Source organism: Flavobacterium sp., from assembly GCF_027531705.1.
Classification (GTDB): domain Bacteria; phylum Bacteroidota; class Bacteroidia; order Flavobacteriales; family Flavobacteriaceae; genus Flavobacterium.
This window is the reverse complement of sequence record NZ_JAPZSP010000001.1, coordinates 19,811-37,237: the sequence shown is the minus strand read 5'-3', so window position 1 is coordinate 37,237 and position 17,427 is coordinate 19,811. Positions and strand designations below refer to the sequence as shown.

General features: G+C 31.9%; 21 protein-coding genes. 11 read left to right on the top strand and 10 right to left on the bottom strand.

The genetic code is table 11. The features are described 5' to 3' along the window. Positions 1 to 51: 51 nt before the first annotated feature. Both O9267_RS00210 and O9267_RS00205 read right to left on the bottom strand, forming a co-directional pair. A complete protein-coding gene (locus tag O9267_RS00210; RefSeq protein ID WP_298175126.1) occupies positions 52 to 408 on the bottom strand; it encodes a four helix bundle protein in 357 nt (118 codons plus the stop codon). Between the two features lie 73 nt (positions 409 to 481). Next, complete coding sequence (locus O9267_RS00205; RefSeq protein WP_298175125.1) at positions 482 to 1,021, bottom strand: DUF1599 domain-containing protein; 540 nt, start codon at positions 1,019 to 1,021, stop codon at positions 482 to 484. A 165-nt stretch (positions 1,022 to 1,186) separates the two neighbouring features. Between O9267_RS00205 and folP the strand changes: the two genes are divergently transcribed. Both folP and O9267_RS00195 read left to right on the top strand, forming a co-directional pair. After that, positions 1,187 to 2,017: a dihydropteroate synthase gene (gene folP, locus O9267_RS00200; RefSeq protein ID WP_298175124.1), complete on the top strand. Its 831-nt coding sequence runs from the start codon at positions 1,187 to 1,189 to the stop codon at positions 2,015 to 2,017. Positions 2,018 to 2,032: 15 nt separating this feature from the next. Continuing rightward, positions 2,033 to 2,680: a hypothetical protein gene (locus O9267_RS00195; protein WP_298175123.1), complete on the top strand. Its 648-nt coding sequence runs from the start codon at positions 2,033 to 2,035 to the stop codon at positions 2,678 to 2,680. 77 nt (positions 2,681 to 2,757) lie between these two features. Here the strand turns inward: O9267_RS00195 and rlmH are convergent, their stop codons facing one another. Together rlmH and O9267_RS00185 are read right to left on the bottom strand one after the other, a co-directional pair. After that, entirely contained in the window at positions 2,758 to 3,231 is a 474-nt protein-coding gene (rlmH, locus tag O9267_RS00190) for a 23S rRNA (pseudouridine(1915)-N(3))-methyltransferase RlmH (protein ID WP_298175122.1), read from the bottom strand. Between the two features lie 6 nt (positions 3,232 to 3,237). After that, positions 3,238 to 3,411, bottom strand: coding sequence for a hypothetical protein (locus O9267_RS00185; RefSeq protein ID WP_298175121.1), 174 nt, complete (start codon positions 3,409 to 3,411; stop codon positions 3,238 to 3,240). A gap of 106 nt (positions 3,412 to 3,517) precedes the next feature. Here O9267_RS00185 and nadC point away from each other — a divergent pair, with 106 nt between their 5' ends. The 4 genes from nadC to priA are packed head-to-tail and all read left to right on the top strand — an operon-like array spanning position 3,518 to position 8,199. Then, positions 3,518 to 4,375 (top strand): carboxylating nicotinate-nucleotide diphosphorylase, encoded by an 858-nt coding sequence (gene nadC / locus O9267_RS00180; RefSeq protein WP_298175120.1) that lies wholly within the window; start codon positions 3,518 to 3,520, stop codon positions 4,373 to 4,375. Positions 4,376 to 4,385: 10 nt separating this feature from the next. Beyond that, on the top strand, positions 4,386 to 5,321 hold the full coding sequence (locus O9267_RS00175; RefSeq protein WP_298175119.1) for a YihY/virulence factor BrkB family protein: 936 nt from the start codon (positions 4,386 to 4,388) through the stop codon (positions 5,319 to 5,321). Then, positions 5,314 to 5,736 (top strand): DUF2147 domain-containing protein, encoded by a 423-nt coding sequence (locus O9267_RS00170; protein ID WP_298175118.1) that lies wholly within the window; start codon positions 5,314 to 5,316, stop codon positions 5,734 to 5,736. Before O9267_RS00175 ends, O9267_RS00170 begins: the two co-directional genes overlap by 8 nt. 15 nt (positions 5,737 to 5,751) lie before the next feature. Then, entirely contained in the window at positions 5,752 to 8,199 is a 2,448-nt protein-coding gene (gene priA, locus O9267_RS00165) for a primosomal protein N' (protein WP_298175117.1), read from the top strand. On the opposite strand, the gene O9267_RS00160 is transcribed toward priA, so the two are convergent. Next, positions 8,196 to 8,891 (bottom strand): LytTR family DNA-binding domain-containing protein, encoded by a 696-nt coding sequence (locus O9267_RS00160; RefSeq protein ID WP_298175116.1) that lies wholly within the window; start codon positions 8,889 to 8,891, stop codon positions 8,196 to 8,198. The genes priA and O9267_RS00160 overlap by 4 nt on opposite strands. A 168-nt stretch (positions 8,892 to 9,059) precedes the next feature. On the opposite strand from O9267_RS00160, the gene rpsF reads away from it, so the two are divergent. The 5 genes from rpsF (at position 9,060) to ligA (ending at position 12,840) form a co-directional block, all read left to right on the top strand. After that, a complete protein-coding gene (gene rpsF, locus O9267_RS00155; RefSeq protein ID WP_298175115.1) occupies positions 9,060 to 9,401 on the top strand; it encodes a 30S ribosomal protein S6 in 342 nt (113 codons plus the stop codon). A gap of 4 nt (positions 9,402 to 9,405) precedes the next feature. Next, the gene (rpsR, locus tag O9267_RS00150; RefSeq protein ID WP_298175114.1) at positions 9,406 to 9,702 is read left to right on the top strand and encodes a 30S ribosomal protein S18; all 297 of its coding nucleotides are present in this window, start codon (positions 9,406 to 9,408) and stop codon (positions 9,700 to 9,702) included. Between the two features lie 66 nt (positions 9,703 to 9,768). Continuing rightward, a complete protein-coding gene (rplI, locus tag O9267_RS00145; protein ID WP_298175113.1) occupies positions 9,769 to 10,209 on the top strand; it encodes a 50S ribosomal protein L9 in 441 nt (146 codons plus the stop codon). A gap of 95 nt (positions 10,210 to 10,304) precedes the next feature. Continuing rightward, on the top strand, positions 10,305 to 10,775 hold the full coding sequence (locus O9267_RS00140) for a DUF6495 family protein (RefSeq protein ID WP_298175112.1): 471 nt from the start codon (positions 10,305 to 10,307) through the stop codon (positions 10,773 to 10,775). A 73-nt stretch (positions 10,776 to 10,848) separates the two neighbouring features. Next, positions 10,849 to 12,840 carry an NAD-dependent DNA ligase LigA gene (gene ligA, locus O9267_RS00135; RefSeq protein ID WP_298175111.1) on the top strand — a complete coding sequence of 664 codons (1,992 nt, stop codon included), beginning with the start codon at positions 10,849 to 10,851 and terminating at the stop codon, positions 12,838 to 12,840. A 113-nt stretch (positions 12,841 to 12,953) separates the two neighbouring features. Here ligA and O9267_RS00130 read toward each other — a convergent pair whose 3' ends face one another. The 5 genes from O9267_RS00130 to O9267_RS00110 all read right to left on the bottom strand — a co-directional run bounded on the left by O9267_RS00130 (position 12,954) and on the right by O9267_RS00110 (position 17,374). Beyond that, on the bottom strand, positions 12,954 to 13,679 hold the full coding sequence (locus O9267_RS00130; RefSeq protein WP_298175110.1) for an acyl-ACP thioesterase domain-containing protein: 726 nt from the start codon (positions 13,677 to 13,679) through the stop codon (positions 12,954 to 12,956). A 3-nt stretch (positions 13,680 to 13,682) separates the two neighbouring features. Beyond that, on the bottom strand, positions 13,683 to 14,279 hold the full coding sequence (locus tag O9267_RS00125) for a hypothetical protein (RefSeq protein WP_298175109.1): 597 nt from the start codon (positions 14,277 to 14,279) through the stop codon (positions 13,683 to 13,685). Positions 14,280 to 14,282: 3 nt separating this feature from the next. Next, complete coding sequence (locus O9267_RS00120; RefSeq protein ID WP_298175108.1) at positions 14,283 to 14,960, bottom strand: hypothetical protein; 678 nt, start codon at positions 14,958 to 14,960, stop codon at positions 14,283 to 14,285. Positions 14,961 to 14,972: 12 nt separating this feature from the next. After that, the gene (gene miaA, locus O9267_RS00115) at positions 14,973 to 15,899 is read right to left on the bottom strand and encodes a tRNA (adenosine(37)-N6)-dimethylallyltransferase MiaA (RefSeq protein ID WP_298175107.1); all 927 of its coding nucleotides are present in this window, start codon (positions 15,897 to 15,899) and stop codon (positions 14,973 to 14,975) included. Positions 15,900 to 16,012: 113 nt separating this feature from the next. Further along, on the bottom strand, positions 16,013 to 17,374 hold the full coding sequence (locus tag O9267_RS00110; RefSeq protein WP_298175106.1) for an exonuclease domain-containing protein: 1,362 nt from the start codon (positions 17,372 to 17,374) through the stop codon (positions 16,013 to 16,015). Positions 17,375 to 17,427: the final 53 nt, after the last annotated feature.

Sequence of the window (17,427 nt, the reverse complement as noted above, 5' to 3'; positions counted from 1 at the left end):
AATTTCAAATTTCAAATAAATTCTGAATCATTAATTTTCAAAATTCTAAACTTATTCTTTTGATTTTTCCAATATGGCAGAAAATATTTTTTTCAATTCTTCCGCTTCTTGAATTAAAATTGAATTGGCTTTTTCGTTTTCTTCTGAATTGGTTGCTTTTATAATTTTCAACCAATAGGAACATTCTTTTGATTCTTTTCTACAAATCTTAATTCTATAATTGAAATCTTTTTTACTTAAAGATTCATTTGCTTCAATATAATTTGCTCCAACAGAACCAGATGCTCTAACCAACTGTTTACCATCTTCAATATTAGAAATTGTTTTGGGAATCTTTTTCAAAAACAACCTACAATCAATAGCATATTGGAGTGTTCTCTCTTCTAAATCATATTTTTTCGTTTCCATAAATTTCGAAAATTGAATTTTAAAATTTTGAATTTATTTGAAATTTGTTTTTTGTTATTTGCTATTTGATAAATTAAAACTTCTTCATTAAAATCAACGCAAAAACCGAATAGTTAATCATATCTTGGTAATTAGCATCTATACCTTCTGAAACCAATGTTTTTCCTTTGTTGTCTTCAATTTGTTTTACGCGAAGTAACTTTTGCAGAATCAAATCGGTTAATGAACTTACTCGCATTTCGCGCCAAGCTTCACCGTAATCATGGTTTTTGTTTTCCATTAATTCTTTAGTTAATGCAATTTTTTCATCGTATAATTTTGTGGCTCTGGCAACATCCAAATCGGGTTGATCAACAACACCTAATTCTAACTGAATCAACGCCATAATACAATAATTGATAATTCCGATGAATTCACCCGTTTCATCTTCGTCAACTTTTCGAACTTCATTTTCTTGCAAACTGCGAATACGTTGCGCTTTGATGAAAATTTGGTCGGTAAGCGATGGCAATCTCAAAATGCGCCAAGCACTTCCATAATCGGTCATTTTTTTGGTAAATAAATCGCGGCAAATGCCAATAACTTTGTCGTATTCTTGTGAAGTATTCTTCATTAATAGTATCTTTGCAATATATTTTTTACTACGTACAGTTCGACCTAAAAAGGTCTTGGGTCAAAAGTAGTGAATTATGTCTAATATCAAAAATAGAAAAAACTCAAAAAACTTCTAAACTTTTAAACCTTTAAACTCTTAAACCCTTAAACTCTTAAACTTTCAATGACAATAAACTGCAAAGGACAACTTATCGATTTCGCCACACCAAAAGTGATGGGAATCCTCAATGTAACACCTAATTCTTTTTATGATGGTGGAAAATTTGTAGATGGGAAAGCTGTACTAAATCAAGTTGAAAAAATGCTGAATGAAGGCGCGACTTTCATAGATATTGGCGGTTATTCAAGTAAACCTAATGCTGAATTTGTTTCAGAAGAAGAAGAATTGCAACGTGTTATTCCTATTATTACTAGTATAATTCAAAAATTTCCTGAAACACTTATTTCTATTGATACTTTTAGAAGTAAAGTGGCCAAAGAAAGTATCGAAAATGGTGCTGCAATTATAAATGATATTTCAGCAGGAAATCTTGATGAAAACATGATGAAAACTGTTGCCGAATTGCAAGTTCCGTACATTATGATGCACATGAAAGGAACTCCGAAAACCATGCAATCGCTAACCCAATATGAAAATATTGTAAAAGAAATGATTTTCTATTTTTCTGAAAAAGTTGCTAAAGCCAGAAGTTTAGGAATAAATGATTTGATTTTAGATCCTGGATTTGGTTTTGCAAAAACACTCGAACAAAATTTTGAAGTTTTGAACAAACTAGAATTATTTCAAATGCTAGAATTGCCAATTTTAGCTGGAATTTCGAGAAAATCAATGATTTACAAAACCTTAGAAACTGATGCACAAAATAGCCTAAACGGAACAACATCGTTAAATACCATTAGCTTAATGAAAGGCGCCAAAATTCTACGTGTTCACGATGTTAAAGAAGCGGTAGAATGTGTCAAATTATATACTAAATTAAATTCCAATAGTTAAATCCCAAATTCCAAAATGAAAAATATAGTTTATTTTTTTTTAGTTTTAATGTTAGTTTCTTGTAGTAATAAAGAAGTTTTGTTGCCACAAGTTGATAGAACAATTGTTGCAACTGTTAATGATCATTCACCGATTTATATGTTTTTTGAAACCAAAGAAAATGATACTTTAGTCGATTTAAACCGAAAAAACTCCATAAGTTCAACCAACTGGATTTTCAACATTGATAAGCGTTTACCATTGAAATTAGTGATTCCTGAAGTCATAAAAATGCAAGCAAAAAAATCGGGAAGTATGCACAACAATGCTGAATCCCAAAACTATTTTTCGTATTCAGATAGCATTCACAAAAAGTTAGCATTTGTGCCTTTTACAAAAATAAAATATGTAATTGGTAAACCTCAATTTGGGATTCAAATTTATTTTGAAAAAAATGATAAAATTATTGTTATAGAAAATCAAGGTAAAAACCAAACAGAAGTAAAGAAAGAAAAATTATTTGAATATCTACTATCAATTCCTAGTGACAAACCGAATAAGTATATTTTTTGTCATGATTTAAAAAGTAATTATCAAAAATTTATCAGAAATAATGTCTATATAGCAGAACTACAATTTCAAATTCCAGTTATGAATTTAACCAATGAAGAATACTTTTATTGAGATTCTTCTTTCGTCAGAATGACAAACGAGCAATTAAACTGCTTACTGCGACTGATAACTGTAAACTTACAACCAAATCACTGATGATGATAAGGTTCGTTTCTTAAAATAGTAAATCCGCGATATAATTGTTCAATCACAAAAAGTCGAACCATTTGATGCGAAAAAGTCATCGCCGAAAGTGAAATTTTACCTTGTGCTTTCTTGTAAACTTCATCGCTAAAACCATAAGGACCGCCAATTACAAAAACCAAGGTTTTGATACCGGCATTCATCTTCTTTTGCAAATAATCGGAAAATCCAACACTCGAAAATGTCGTTCCGTTTTCGTCAAGTAAAATTAATTGGTCGGTTGCAACTAATTTGGACAAAATAAGTTCGCCTTCTTTCTCTTTTTGCTGACTTTCAGAAAGATTTTTTACGTTTTTTATATCGGGAATAATTTCTAAATCAAATTTGATGTAAAACGACAATCGTTTTGTGTAATCATCAATTAGTGTTTGCAACGATTTGTTGTCTGTTTTGCCAATGGCTAGCAATTTGATATTCATAGAAAACTATCTGTTTTTTAAAGTAACTAGTATTTCACGCACAAATAATGCTGTTATAGCACCAAGTGCAAAAATAGACAAAAAGGCAACAGATTTTACTTCGCTAGTGTTTCTACTATAATTTCCTAATGTAATAATAAATAAAATTGCCAAAATGATAAGTTTTTTTCTTGCTTTCATATTTATAAAAATATATTGGTTAGGCAAAGTAAAGATACAATAAAATCACTTTTATCATTATTCAAATCAACAAATTTCATTATTTTAGCCATTCAAATTTTTTACTATGATTTCAGAAGCACAATTTCAAAACGAACTTAATCTAATTATTCAAAATGCCATCCGAGAAGATGTCGGCGATGGCGATCACAGTTCACTTGCTTGTATTCCAAAAGAAGCAACAGGAAAAGCTAAACTTCTAGTTAAAGATAACGGAATTATCGCTGGCGTTGATTTTGCCAAAATGGTTTTTAAGTATGTCGATGCCAATCTCCAAGTGGAGACCTTTATAAATGATGGAGAAAAAGTAAACTATGGCGATGTAGTTTTTCATGTTTCTGGAAGCTCACAATCTATTTTGAAAGCGGAACGATTGGTTTTGAATTCGATGCAAAGAATGTCGGCAATTGCAACTAAAACAAATAGTTATGTGCAGTTGTTAGAAGGAACTTCGACCAAAATTTTAGATACTCGCAAAACAACACCAGGTTTCCGAGCTTGCGAAAAATGGGCTGTCAAAATTGGTGGTGGCGAAAATCATCGTTTTGCTCTTTACGACATGATTATGCTAAAAGACAATCACAATGATTTTGCTGGCGGAATTACCAATGCCATCAACAAAACAAAGGAATATTTGCAACAAAATAACAAAGATTTAAAAATAATTGTTGAAGCTAGAAACCTTGATGAAATCAAAGAAATTCTTCAATCTGACGGTGTTTACCGAATTTTGATTGACAATTTCAATTTTGAAGACACCAAAAAAGCAGTCGAATTAATTGGAACCAAATGTCTAACAGAATCTTCAGGAAATATCAATGAGAATACCATCCGACAATATGCCGATTGTGGGGTGAATTATATTTCGTCAGGTGCCTTAACGCATTCAGTTTATAACATGGATTTGAGTCTTAAAGCGATTTGATTGAAAAAAAATGGATGAAAAAGTAAAAATACTTGTTGGCAAAATTCCATTAGTCAAGGGAATTGTTCGGTTTTTAAGAAGCATCAAACTTCCGTTTCTCAACGGAATGTCGCTTTATGAATTCTTAGAACATTACACCATCGGAATTATCGAAGGCGATTTGTCGTATCGAGCGGCTGCAATTTCGTTCAGTTTCTTCATGGCACTATTTCCATTTGCACTGTTCATTCTTAACTTAATTCCGTATATTCCAATTGAAGGTTTTCAACAAGATTTTCTTGAGTTTGTCGAGCAAGGTGTTCCGCCAAGAACGTATGATGCTATTGCAACAATCATTAATGATATTCTTAATAATAGTCATTCAGGCTTGTTATCTTCGGGTTTTATTTTGTCTATTTTCTTAATGGCAAATGGTTTAAATGCTGTGCTTAGCGGTTTTGAAAGTTCCAAAAATATCGCTATAAAACGACCGTATGTTCGACAATATTTAGTAGCAATTGCCATGTCATTATTGCTAACAACAGTGCTTTTTGTAACCATCGCAACTATCATTGTTTTTGAAGTATTAATTCAGCAAACCATTCTTCAAGATGTTTTGAGTGAAAAAATTTCGCTTATCCGAATTGGTCGATACATTTTCGTTATTTTAATGATACTTATGACCACTTCCATTTTATTCAAATTTGGAATAAAACGAGATAAAAGACGTGCCTTTATAACCGTTGGTTCCATTACGACTACTATTCTAATATTGCTTAGTTCATATGGATTTGGAATTTGGGTTGAAAAATTTTCAAAATACAATGAACTCTATGGTTCAATCGGAACTTTGCTAATTTTGATGTTTTTTATCTGGATAAACTGCATAATTTTGCTACTCGGATTTGAACTAAATGCAATAATTAACAAGCATAAAAATAATTTTAAACAGTTGAAGTATGATTAGATTGGTTATTCTTGTAAGTATGATTTCATCAAATCTTTTTTCGCAATCAATAATTGGAAAATGGAAAACTATTGATGATGAAACCGGAAAGGAAACTTCTGTAATTGAAGTTTTTCAAAAAGATAAAAAAATATATGGTAAAATTGTTGAAATAATTGACGCCGAAAAACGAGACAAACTGTGCAGTTTATGCCCAAATTCAGATAAAAATAAACCAATACTTGGTCTTACAATCATTAAAGGATTGGTTAAAGATGAAGATGAATATAATGATGGGCAGATTTTAGACCCAAAGAGTGGCAAACTTTACAATTGTTACATCAAACTAGATGGGAAAGACAAGCTAAAAGTTAGAGGTTTTATAGGACTATCTTTGTTAGGTCGTACTCAATATTGGTACAGAGTTAAATCATAATTATAGAATTTGCAAATGTATTTTGTCGAAGTAATTCTGCCATTATCGCTTTCTAAAACCTTTACCTACAGAATTTCTGAAGCAGAATACCATTACATTCAACCCGGAATGCGAATTGCTGTACCGTTTGGCAAAAGCAAAATCTACACTTCATTAGCAGTCGAAGTGCATCGCAACAATCCAACATTGTATGAAGCAAAAGAAATACATCAAATTCTTGACGAAAAACCAATTGTAAATTCTTTCCAAATTCAACATTGGCAATGGATTGCATCTTATTATATGTGTGCCATTGGCGATGTTTTTAGAAGTGCTTTACCGAGTGCTTTGTTACTCGAAAATGAAACGATTATTTCACAAAAACAAGACGTTTTTATTGATGAAAGTTTGCTTACTGATGATGAATTCTTAGTTTTTGAAGCACTGCAATACCAAAGTTCAATCAAGATTGATGCTATTTCAGCTATTCTGAATAAGAAAAATATTTTTCCAATAATTCAAAGTTTGCTCGATAAAAATGTGTTGGTGCTTCACGAAGAAATGAACGAAACTTACAAACCAAAGTTAATTCGTTATGTTCGTTTGCACACCAAATATAGTTCAAGTGAAAGTTTGAATGAATTGCTAGAAACACTAAAAAATGCTGCAAAACAAAGAGAAATAGTTCTGAGTTATTTTCAGTTAAGTGCTAGTTTCAAAAAGCCAATTACTGTTAAACATTTGGTAGAAACCGCGAATTCTACATCTTCAATTGTAAAAGCATTAGTAGATAAAGAAATTTTTGAAGAATATTATTTGCAAGAAGACAGAGTTAATTTTGATAAAAACAAAAAAGAAAACCAGTTACAATTAAGTCAAGCACAACAAAAAGCACTTGACGAATTGCAACAAAATTTTGAAACTAAAGAAGTCAATTTGCTGCACGGTGTAACTTCAAGCGGAAAAACCGAAATTTACATAAAGCTAATCGAATCATATTTGGCTAGCGAAAAGCAAGTTCTTTATTTGTTGCCCGAAATAGCTTTGACAACTCAATTAGTTACTCGTTTAACTTCTTATTTTGGTAATAAAGTTGCTGTTTTCCATTCTAAATATAATAATAACGAACGCGTTGAAGTTTGGAAACAAGTTTTAGAAAATTCCGAAAAAGCTCAAGTTGTAATAGGAGCAAGGTCTGCTTTGTTTTTGCCTTTTTCTAATTTAGGTTTAATCATTGTTGACGAAGAACATGAGCAAACTTTCAAGCAAGTTGATCCTTCGCCACGTTATCATGCACGAGATGCGGCTATTGTTTTAGCCAGTTTTCAAAAAGCAAAAGTGGTTTTGGGTTCGGCAACCCCAAGTATTGAAACTTATTATAATGCACAATCGGGAAAATATGGTTTGGTAGAAATTTCCGAGCGATACGGAAAAGTGCAAATGCCAGAAATCCAGTTGGTTGATTTGAAAGACAAATATTTCAGAAAAAAAATGAACGGTCATTTCAGCGATGATTTGATTGAATCTATAACAGAAGCCATTTCACTTGGAGAGCAAGTTATTTTGTTTCAAAACCGTAGAGGATTTTCGCCCGTTGTTGAATGTATGACTTGCGGTCATGTACCTCAATGCCAGCAATGTGACGTGAGTTTGACGTATCATAAGCATAAAAATCAGTTGCGTTGTCATTATTGCGGTTATTCCATTGCCAATCCGACCAATTGTCATAATTGTTCAAGTGTAGATCTTACAACCAAAGGTTTTGGAACAGAACAAATTCAACAAGAATTACTAACTCTTTTTCCGAATGCCAAAATTGGGCGAATGGATCAAGATACAACTCGAGGAAAATTTGGTTTTGAAAAAATTATTGATTCTTTCAAAAATCGTGAATTTGATATTTTGGTAGGAACTCAAATGCTAGCCAAAGGATTAGATTTTGATAATGTAAGTCTAGTCGGAATTATGAACGCTGATAATATGCTGTATCATCCCGATTTTAGAGCTTTTGAAAGAAGTTACCAAATGATGACGCAAGTTGCCGGTCGTTCTGGTCGTTCTGAAAAACGTGGAAAAGTTGTAATTCAGACTTATAATCCTAATCATAATACCATTCAGCAAGTTACTAATAATGATTATAGTGGTATGTACAAAGAACAATTGTACGAGAGAAGTATTTATAAATATCCACCGTATTTCAGAATGATAAAGTTCACTTTGAAACACCGCGATTTTGATAAATTAAAAGAAGGTTCGATGTGGTTGTATCAAGTCATGCAACAAAATCTTTCTATTCCAGTGCTTGGACCAGAAGAACCGCCAATTAGTAGAATTCGTAATGAATACATTCGAACAATAATGATTAAAATTCCGCAAAATATACCTTTAACACCAACAAAAAAAACTATCCAGAAAATACTGAATAGTTTTGAAACGGTTGCGCAATATAGAGCTATAAAAATAGCCGTAAATGTAGATTTTTAAGCAATAGCTAAGGCTTTAATTAAATCTTCTTTTTTATTTCTGCTCAATGGGATTTTGGTAATTCCAATTTCGGCAAACTTACTATTAAAACGTTCTACCTTATCTATATTGATAATATAGGATTTGTGAACTCTAATGAATTTTTCTTTTGATAAATCTTTTTCAAAAGATTTCATAGTCGATAATACTAAGTTGGTGTCTTCTTCGGTAACTACTTTTACATAATCACCAAAAGCTTCAATCCATTTGATTTTAGCAGTGAAAATTTTCAACTTTTTTAGATTACTCTTAATAAAGATATGATCTCCAGTTTCATCATGATTTTCTCTTTTAAGCATATGGTTTTCCATCGCTCGCTTAACAGAGGCATTAAATCTATCTAAAGCGATAGGTTTTTGCAGATAATCTGTTGCATCATAATCAAAAGCTTTCATAGCATATTCAGCTTTTGAAGTAATAAAAATAATTTGAGGTTTGACTTTTAGCCCATCTAGAAAATCGAAACCACTTATTACGGGCATTTCAATATCTAAAAATATCAAGTCTATAGTATGCACAGACATACAGTTTTTGGCTTCAATGGCGTTAGAAAAATCGCCTATTAAACGTAGATTGGGATGGTTATTTACTAACTTTGCAGTTATCATTCGTTGTAACGAACTGTCATCCACAACAACACAATTTAGCTTCATATATATGTATATTATGAGATTTGGAATAACGAAAGTAATAACAATTATTTAACAAACCTAATTTTATCGGATATTTTTGCATTACAGCGATAAAAATGAAATAATTGCTTGTCAATTTAAAAAGAATGATTACTTTTGCACCCATTTTAATAATTAAATACAAATTATATGAATCATTATGAAACTGTTTTCATTTTAAATCCCGTTTTATCTGACGTTCAGGTAAAGGAAACAGTAAGCAAATTTGAAGAATTTCTTACGTCTAGAGGAGCTGAAATGGTATCAAAAGAGGATTGGGGTCTGAAAAAAATGGCTTACGAAATCCAAAACAAAAAAAGTGGTTTTTACCATTTATTCGAGTTCAAAGTGGCACCAGAAGTGCTAATCGCTTTTGAAACTGAATTCAGACGTGACGAAAGAGTTATGCGTTTCTTAACTGTAAGTTTAGACAAACATGCAATTTCTTGGGCTGAAAGAAGAAGAGCTAAATTAAAAACCGCAAAAGCATAATCTAATGGCTACAATAGAACAATCTGCAAAAGGAAAAAAAGATGGAGATATCAGATATCTTACACCTTTAAATATAGATACGAATAAAGTAAAAAAATATTGTCGTTTCAAAAAATCAGGAATTAAGTACATCGATTATAAAGATGCTGATTTCTTGTTGAAATTTGTTAATGAACAAGGAAAAATTCTTCCTCGTCGTTTAACAGGAACTTCATTGAAGTACCAAAGAAAAGTGTCTGTTGCTGTGAAAAGAGCAAGACATTTAGCATTAATGCCATATGTGGCGGATTTATTAAAATAATACATTAAATTAAGTTGTTGTCACGCTTTTGGCGTGACTAACTTCTAAAAATAAAAGGACAACAACATGGAAATTATATTAAAAAAAGACGTTCAAAACTTAGGTTTCAAAGATGACGTAGTTACTGTAAAAGCAGGATACGGAAGAAACTTTTTGATTCCTCAAGGATTTGCTCATTTAGCAACATCGTCTGCAAAAAAAGTATTAGCTGAAAACTTGAAACAAAAAGCTCATAAAGAAGCTAAAATTGTTGATGACGCTAAGAAAATTGCTGAGGCATTAAAAGCTTTAGAAATTAAAATTACAGCTAAAGCTGGTGGTGAAAAACTTTTCGGTTCAATTACAAATATTGATGTTGCTGAAGCTCTTGCTAAAGCTGGTCAAGAAATTGATAGAAAATTCATCACTTCTGGAATTGTTAAACGTACAGGTAAATATTTTGCTAACGTTAGACTTCACAGAGATGTAATTGTTGAATTACCTTATGAAATCGTTGCTGAGCAATAATAGCTAGCTTCAATCATACAAAATCCCGAATCGTTGCAAAACGAAATCGGGATTTTTTTTAATTTAAAATTTAAAGATTTAGCCAAACTTTCAAAATGAAATACGCAAGACTTACCAAAGAACAATTTGAGGAACTACATCCAGAATTTACTAATTTTCTAGCTTCACAATCTATTGATAAAAAAGAATGGGATACCATTAAAGAAGAAAAACCAGAAGTTGCTGAACAAGAATTGGATGTTTTTTCAGATTTGATTTGGGAAGGTGTTTTAACTAAAGCTGAATACCTTGAGCATTTCTCCAAAAATCATATTTTCTTATTTCATTGCAAAGAAGACTACATAGATTCTATGGTTTTGAAATCATTAGTTCCCGAAGTTGATTTTCTTACCAAAGAAGGTTTACAATGGTTAACCGACAATATTTTTACAGAAACTGTTGAAATTCTGACAGGTAAAAAGAACTACGACAAAGAACGCAACGAATCACTATTCGATTTGATAATGCAAGGCACCATTTTGAGCGATGGACAGCTTTACACACAAATTAAGACAATTATGCAATAGTTTTTTTGCAACAAATTCAAAATTATTGGTTATTTTAGTGCAAAATTAAACACTATTATAGCCAATTTTTTTTATGGATATTTCAAGTACGATTCAATCTTTGCGTGAAGAACTCAATCAGCATAATCACAACTATTATGTGTTGGATAACCCAACGATTTCTGACTTTGAGTTTGATCAAAAGCTAAAACAACTTCAAGAATTAGAAGCCATGCATCCTGAATTTTTTGATGAAAATTCACCTTCACAGCGCGTTGGTGGAACTATAACCAAGAATTTTGCAACTGTTGTTCATGAAAATAGAATGTATTCGCTTGATAATTCCTATTCAAAAGAAGATTTGTACGATTGGGAAACCAAAATTCAAAAAGCTCTAGGAAATGTAAATCTAGAATATACTTGCGAATTAAAATATGACGGTGCATCTATCAGTATAACTTATGAAAACGGAAAATTAGCAAGAGCAGTAACGCGTGGCGATGGTTTTCAGGGTGATGAAGTGACTAATAATATTAAAACTATTAAGTCAATTCCGCTGGTTTTGAAAGGAAATTTCCCGCCTAAATTTGATATTCGTGGAGAAATTATTTTGCCGTTTGAAGGTTTTGAAAAAATGAATCAAGAACTTATAGAAATTGGTGAAACTCCTTATTCTAACCCGAGAAATACTGCTTCTGGAAGTTTAAAATTGCAAGATAGTGCCGAAGTTGCCAAACGCCCTTTGGATTGCCTTTTGTATTTTATTATAGGAAACAATCTTCCTTTCAACAGCCAATTTGATGGATTGGAAGCAGCTAGAAAATGGGGTTTCAAAGTTCCAAGTGAATCTAAATTAGCAAAAAACCTTGAAGAAGTTTTTGAATTTATCAATTATTGGGACACGCATCGTCACAATTTGCCTTATGAAACAGATGGTGTTGTGATAAAAGTGAATGATTTTAATCACCAAAATGAGTTAGGCTATACAGCCAAATCTCCACGTTGGGCGATTGCTTATAAGTTTAAATCAGAGCAAGTTACAACAACATTAAATTCAATTTCGTATCAAGTGGGTCGTACTGGAGCGATTACACCTGTTGCCAATTTAGAACCTGTTCAACTCGCTGGAACTATTGTAAAACGTGCTTCTTTGCACAATGCCGATCAAATTGAAAAGTTAGATATTAGAGTAGGCGATGATGTTTTTGTAGAAAAAGGCGGCGAAATTATTCCAAAAATTATTGGTGTTGCCAAAAGAGGCAATGCAACGCAACCGACTCAATATATAACACATTGTCCAGAATGTGAAACAGAATTAATCAGAAAAGAAGGCGAAGCGCAACATTATTGTCCGAATTTTTATGGTTGTCCGCCGCAAATTATAGGCAGAATTCAGCACTATATTTCGCGAAAAGCGATGGATATTGAAGGATTAGGTGGCGAAACCGTAGCTTTACTATACAATAATGGTTTGGTTCAGAATTATGCTGATTTGTACGAATTGACAGTTGACCAAATCAAACCATTAGAAAGAATGGCACAAAAATCGGCTGAGAATTTGGTGAATGGTGTGCAGTTGTCTAAAAATGTTCCATTTGAGCGTGTTTTGTATGCATTAGGAATCCGTTATGTTGGAGAAACTGTTGCCAAAAAGTTGGCTAAACATTACAAAAGCATTGATGCCTTGCGACAAGCTTCTCTATTAGATTTGGTTTTGGTAGATGAAATTGGCGATAGAATTGCGCAAAGTGTAATTGAGTTTTTTGAAAATGAAACCAATGTAATCACAGTTGAGAGATTAAAAAAGCATGGAGTTCAATTTGAAGTTGTTGAAACTTTTAATCCAAATGCAACTGATAAGCTAGTTGGAAAAACCTTTGTGGTTTCGGGTGTTTTTGAAAAATTTTCAAGAGATGATTTGAAAAAAGCAATCGAAGATAATGGCGGAAAAGTGGGAAGTTCTATTTCGTCTAAAACTGATTATGTGGTGGCAGGCGACAATATGGGACCAGCCAAACTTGAAAAAGCCAACCAACTCGGAATAGCAATTATCAGCGAAGATGATTTTATTGGGATGATTGGTTAAGGAAAAGACACGAATTTCACGAAAATTTCAAAACTTAAATTTCACAAACTTTAATTAGTGAAATAATAAATGCAAAATAATTTGTGATAATTTGTGGAATTTGTGTTGAAATATTACACTATAAAACTCAAAGCAAAACAAGTCTTACCATCTTTATTGATAGTTATAACAGATTCTTTTTGAGCAATTGTTACTTGGTCAGAAAGCGATAATTCTTTTAGATAATTCATTTCAAAACTTTTGAGTTTGCCAGAAATTAAGTCTTTTGGATTGATTGTGTCTAAACACCATTCTAGATATTTTACGCTATTCATGTGATTTACAATGTCTAAATCAGATAAAGCAACTTTTCGTTCGATAATAGTTGTAAATTCATTTTGAATGTTGATTTTTGAAAATGAATTTTGTGTTGCACTTGCTTCAGGATATTTTTCAAAGTGATCGCTTGGCAATGCTAATGATTCGGGACGACGAGTTTGAGTATTGAAAACCGCCCAAAAAGTTTCGCAGCCTACTAATTTTTCTTCACCAAGATAAAGTTCTAAACAACGAACCGAACGCGAATTTTCTAACGATTTAATCCAAGTTTTTACGGTTACTTTGTCTTTCCATTTGGGTAATTTATGCACTTCTACTAGCATTTTACTCAAAACCCATGCTTGATGAAATTCTTGCATGTCGCTAAAACTAATGCCGCCCAATTCAGAATGTGCTGCCGCTGTTAACTGAAAAAGATTGCACAATTCGGTGTATTTCAAATTCCCATTTGGATAACATTGCAGAAAATTGATTTCCCAATCTTTGGATAGGATAGAAGTGAAGTTTGGTGAAATCGGCATTTTTTAAGAGTGAAATTTTATTCCAATTGAAATACTTATTGCGGTTGCATTTTTAAAATAATCTAAATATTCTTGAGAAGTTTTCGTGTTGAAATTATAATCTGAATAACTTACATTAGAATAAATAGAAAAATATTTTTCAAACATATAATTTATGTTAATTCCAGCGCCATATCTAGTCCCATTTTGTTCACCATAAAATTTCCCACCACTTTTTTGTCTTAATTCTATTCCACCATAATTTAATTCGGGGCTAATTATAAGTTCATTATTTACGGGTATTTTATAAGATAAAGTGCCAAAAATTGAATTTGTATTTGACTTATCAATATTTCCTCCAATTGATTTATCAATTACTTTTTGAGTACTTTTTTCTAAACCAATTCCTAGGCTGAAATCATTGTAATGAATCCAGTTGCTTTTTATTTGTATTCCAATACTTCTATTTTGATGCCCTTTTGATAGATAATTTTCTCCAAAATAGTTGTTTGTAACAATTCCAATTGCAAAATCAGGATGAACTAAATTCTGCTGATTTTGGACTTCTTGAGACCATAAAAAGGATGAAAAAAGTAGCGTTATGAAAAATAATTTATTCATGCTTTAGAAATTTAGTGTGTAATTAAATTCAGTAACATTGGGAATTTCAATATTTTGTTCTTGCGTTGTTGTTTCATTAGTCAAATAATTTTTCACTTCATATTTTACTACTATTGTTTGATTTTTTTTTACTGTAAATGCATTTTCAAAATAATTTACATTTTCTTCAATACGATTAATATATTCAATTTCTCTAGGAATTTCTCCAAAATACTCAAGTTTTGTGATTTGTGAATTGGTGTTTAGAGGATTTAGAATTATATTTAAAGTACATAAATCTGACTTATTATATAGTTTAGAAGTAGGCAATATTAATTCGAAATTACTGAAGTTAGTAAGGTTAATATTTGCAAACTGTTTTTTGTTATAAATAGAATTATCAGAATTAGTAATAACCACAATCTCTCCAAAATTTTTAGGTTGAGGAATTACAATTGTATAGTTTCCATTTAAATCTGTTTTAGCTTTTCCAATGAAATTGGTTTCAGACGGATAGCCAAAAATAAAGTTTTCACCACTACTGTTTATTGAAACTAATAAGTTAACTTGATTATTACTAATTGGCTCGTTATTTTGATTAATAACTTTTCCTTTAACAACTATTTTTGTTTGTCCATCATATTCTATTTCACAAGAGGAAAAAAAGAGTATTACTAGAAACAGAATGTATTTATTTTTCATTGTATTATTTTTTTATAAAGTTACTATTTTGCTTTCTATAAAATGTATAATTTCATTTCTGTCAGTCAAATAATCAAACCAAGTTGCATTTTCTGTTCGTTTGAACCAGGTTAATTGGCGTTTTGAAAATCTTCGTGTGTTTTTCTTGATTTCTTCGATGGCGAATTCTAATGTTGTTTTTCCTTCAAAATAATCGAATAGTTCACGATAACCAACGGTTTGTAAGGCATTCAGTTCTTTATTTGGAATTAATTTTTCAGCTTCGACTAGCAAGCCTTCATTTAGCATGATGTCAACTCGTTGGTTGATACGGTTGTACATAGTTGCTCTTTCGGCTTCTAAACCTATAATGATCGGCGTGAAGTTTCTTTTGTTTTTTTCTTTATTCAAAAACGATGAATAGGGTTGATTTGTACTCAAACAAACTTCGACAAAGCGCATCATTCGTTGCGGATTTTGCAGTGTTTGTGGATTGGTTTCTGTTATGAAATTAAAATATTCTGAATCTAATTCTTTTAATTGATTTAGAAGAAATTCGATTCCGTGTTTTTCATAGTTTTGGCGAACTTCATCTCTTATTTTACTATCAATTTCAGGAAATTCATCAAAACCTTTTAGAACTGCATCAACATACAAACCTGAACCACCAACCATGATTTGAATGTTATTTTTCAGAAATAATTCATCTAATTTGGCAATAGCTTCTTTTTCGAAATCGCCTACAGTGTAATTTTCAAAAATAGATTTGTTCTGGATAAAATGATGCGTTGCCGAAGCCAATTCTTCATCGGTTGGAACAGCAGTACCAATTTTCATTTCTTTGAAAAACTGGCGACTATCACACGAAATAACATCGCAACCAAAATGTTTTGCCAAAGTGATACTTAAGGAAGTTTTTCCTATAGCTGTTGGTCCGATTATGGTAATTAAATAATTCAAAAGTTGTAGTTTTGCAGTGATGAAACTAGCCCCGATAGTAGTGGAAATCCTTTTCTTTTTTTCTTTAAAAAAGAAAAGATTGCAACGGATAGCGGGAAATAGCTCCTAAAAAATTAAAATTTAAGTATTCTCATTACTTTGTTTTTTCTTAAATAACCTTGAATAATTGTACGTGTATCGCGGTTATTTTGCATTGGAATGATGATATTTTTTAATATTTCGATGTTGTTGACTTGGTAATTTAGATCGAAAAAACAATAGCCTTTGTAAATGCCGTTTTCGATTAGAACTGCGCTTCTTTCGTTGACGGTTCGACCTCTATCGATTACTACCATATTGTTGTTTTCAAAAGTCAGTTCGTTTATGAATTCATCGACTCTTTCGTTATATATTTCGGGCGATTCAATGCCTAAACATGCGCCATTGCACTCTTTTATTTTGTACTGAAAACAACCGTTTTGGGTTTCGTACAAGCCATTTAATTTTTGGCATAAATTGTATTTTTCAGTGATTCTGAAAAGCGCATTTTTGCCTTCTTGAATGGATGTAAACGAGGTGATTTCCTTTTTGCGACCATCGGCTTTTTGCAATTTTAGATTGAAATAACCTTTGGCATCTTTTTCTTTATACAAAGCCCATTGAAAAATGCTTTTTCGTTGCGCACGATTGTAAATAGGTTTGTTGATTTTGATTTCTTCGCTTTCTTTGAGAAGCGCGATCAATTCGCTACCTGTTTCTTCAAAAGTTACGGCAAATACTTCACGCTGAATCTTTTTGCTTTTGCCAGAAGTTCCCGTAAAATGCTGATTGATACGCTTTTTGATGTTTTTGCTTTTGCCGATATAAACTAGATTTCCTTTTTCGTTGTGAATGTAATAAATTCCCGTTTTAGAAGGTAAACTTTCAACAATATCAAGCAATTTTGGCGATAAACCCGTTTTGATTTCGGCTTTTATTGAACTAATTAAAATTTCTTTTTCGGTATCTTTTGCCAAAAGTATTTTGAATAATTTGACTGTTGCCATTGCGTCACCACTAGCACGATGTCTATCAGCCATAGGAATTCCCAATGCGCGAACAAGTTTTCCTAGACTATAGGAAAGTTGGTCTGGAATTAATTTTTTGGAAAGTTCAACGGTGCAAAGAGTTGGTTTTATAAAATCATAACCTAAACGATTGAATTCTGTGCGTAAAATTCGGTAATCGAAAGAAGCGTTGTGTGCCACAATGATGCAGCCTTCGGTGATTTCGATAATACGTTTGGCGACTTCATAAAACTTGGGTGCCGATCGCAACATGGCGTTGTTAATACCAGTTAACTTCACTACAAACGGCTGAATGGGAATTTCGGGATTGACCAAACTGATAAATTGATCCACGACTTCGTGACCATCAAATTTGTAGATGGCGATTTCGGTAATTCCTTCTTCATTGAATTGACCTCCAGTGGTTTCTATGTCGAGAATGCAGTACATTTTCAATGGCAATATCAATATCAATTACAATGTCAATAACAAGTTTCAAGATT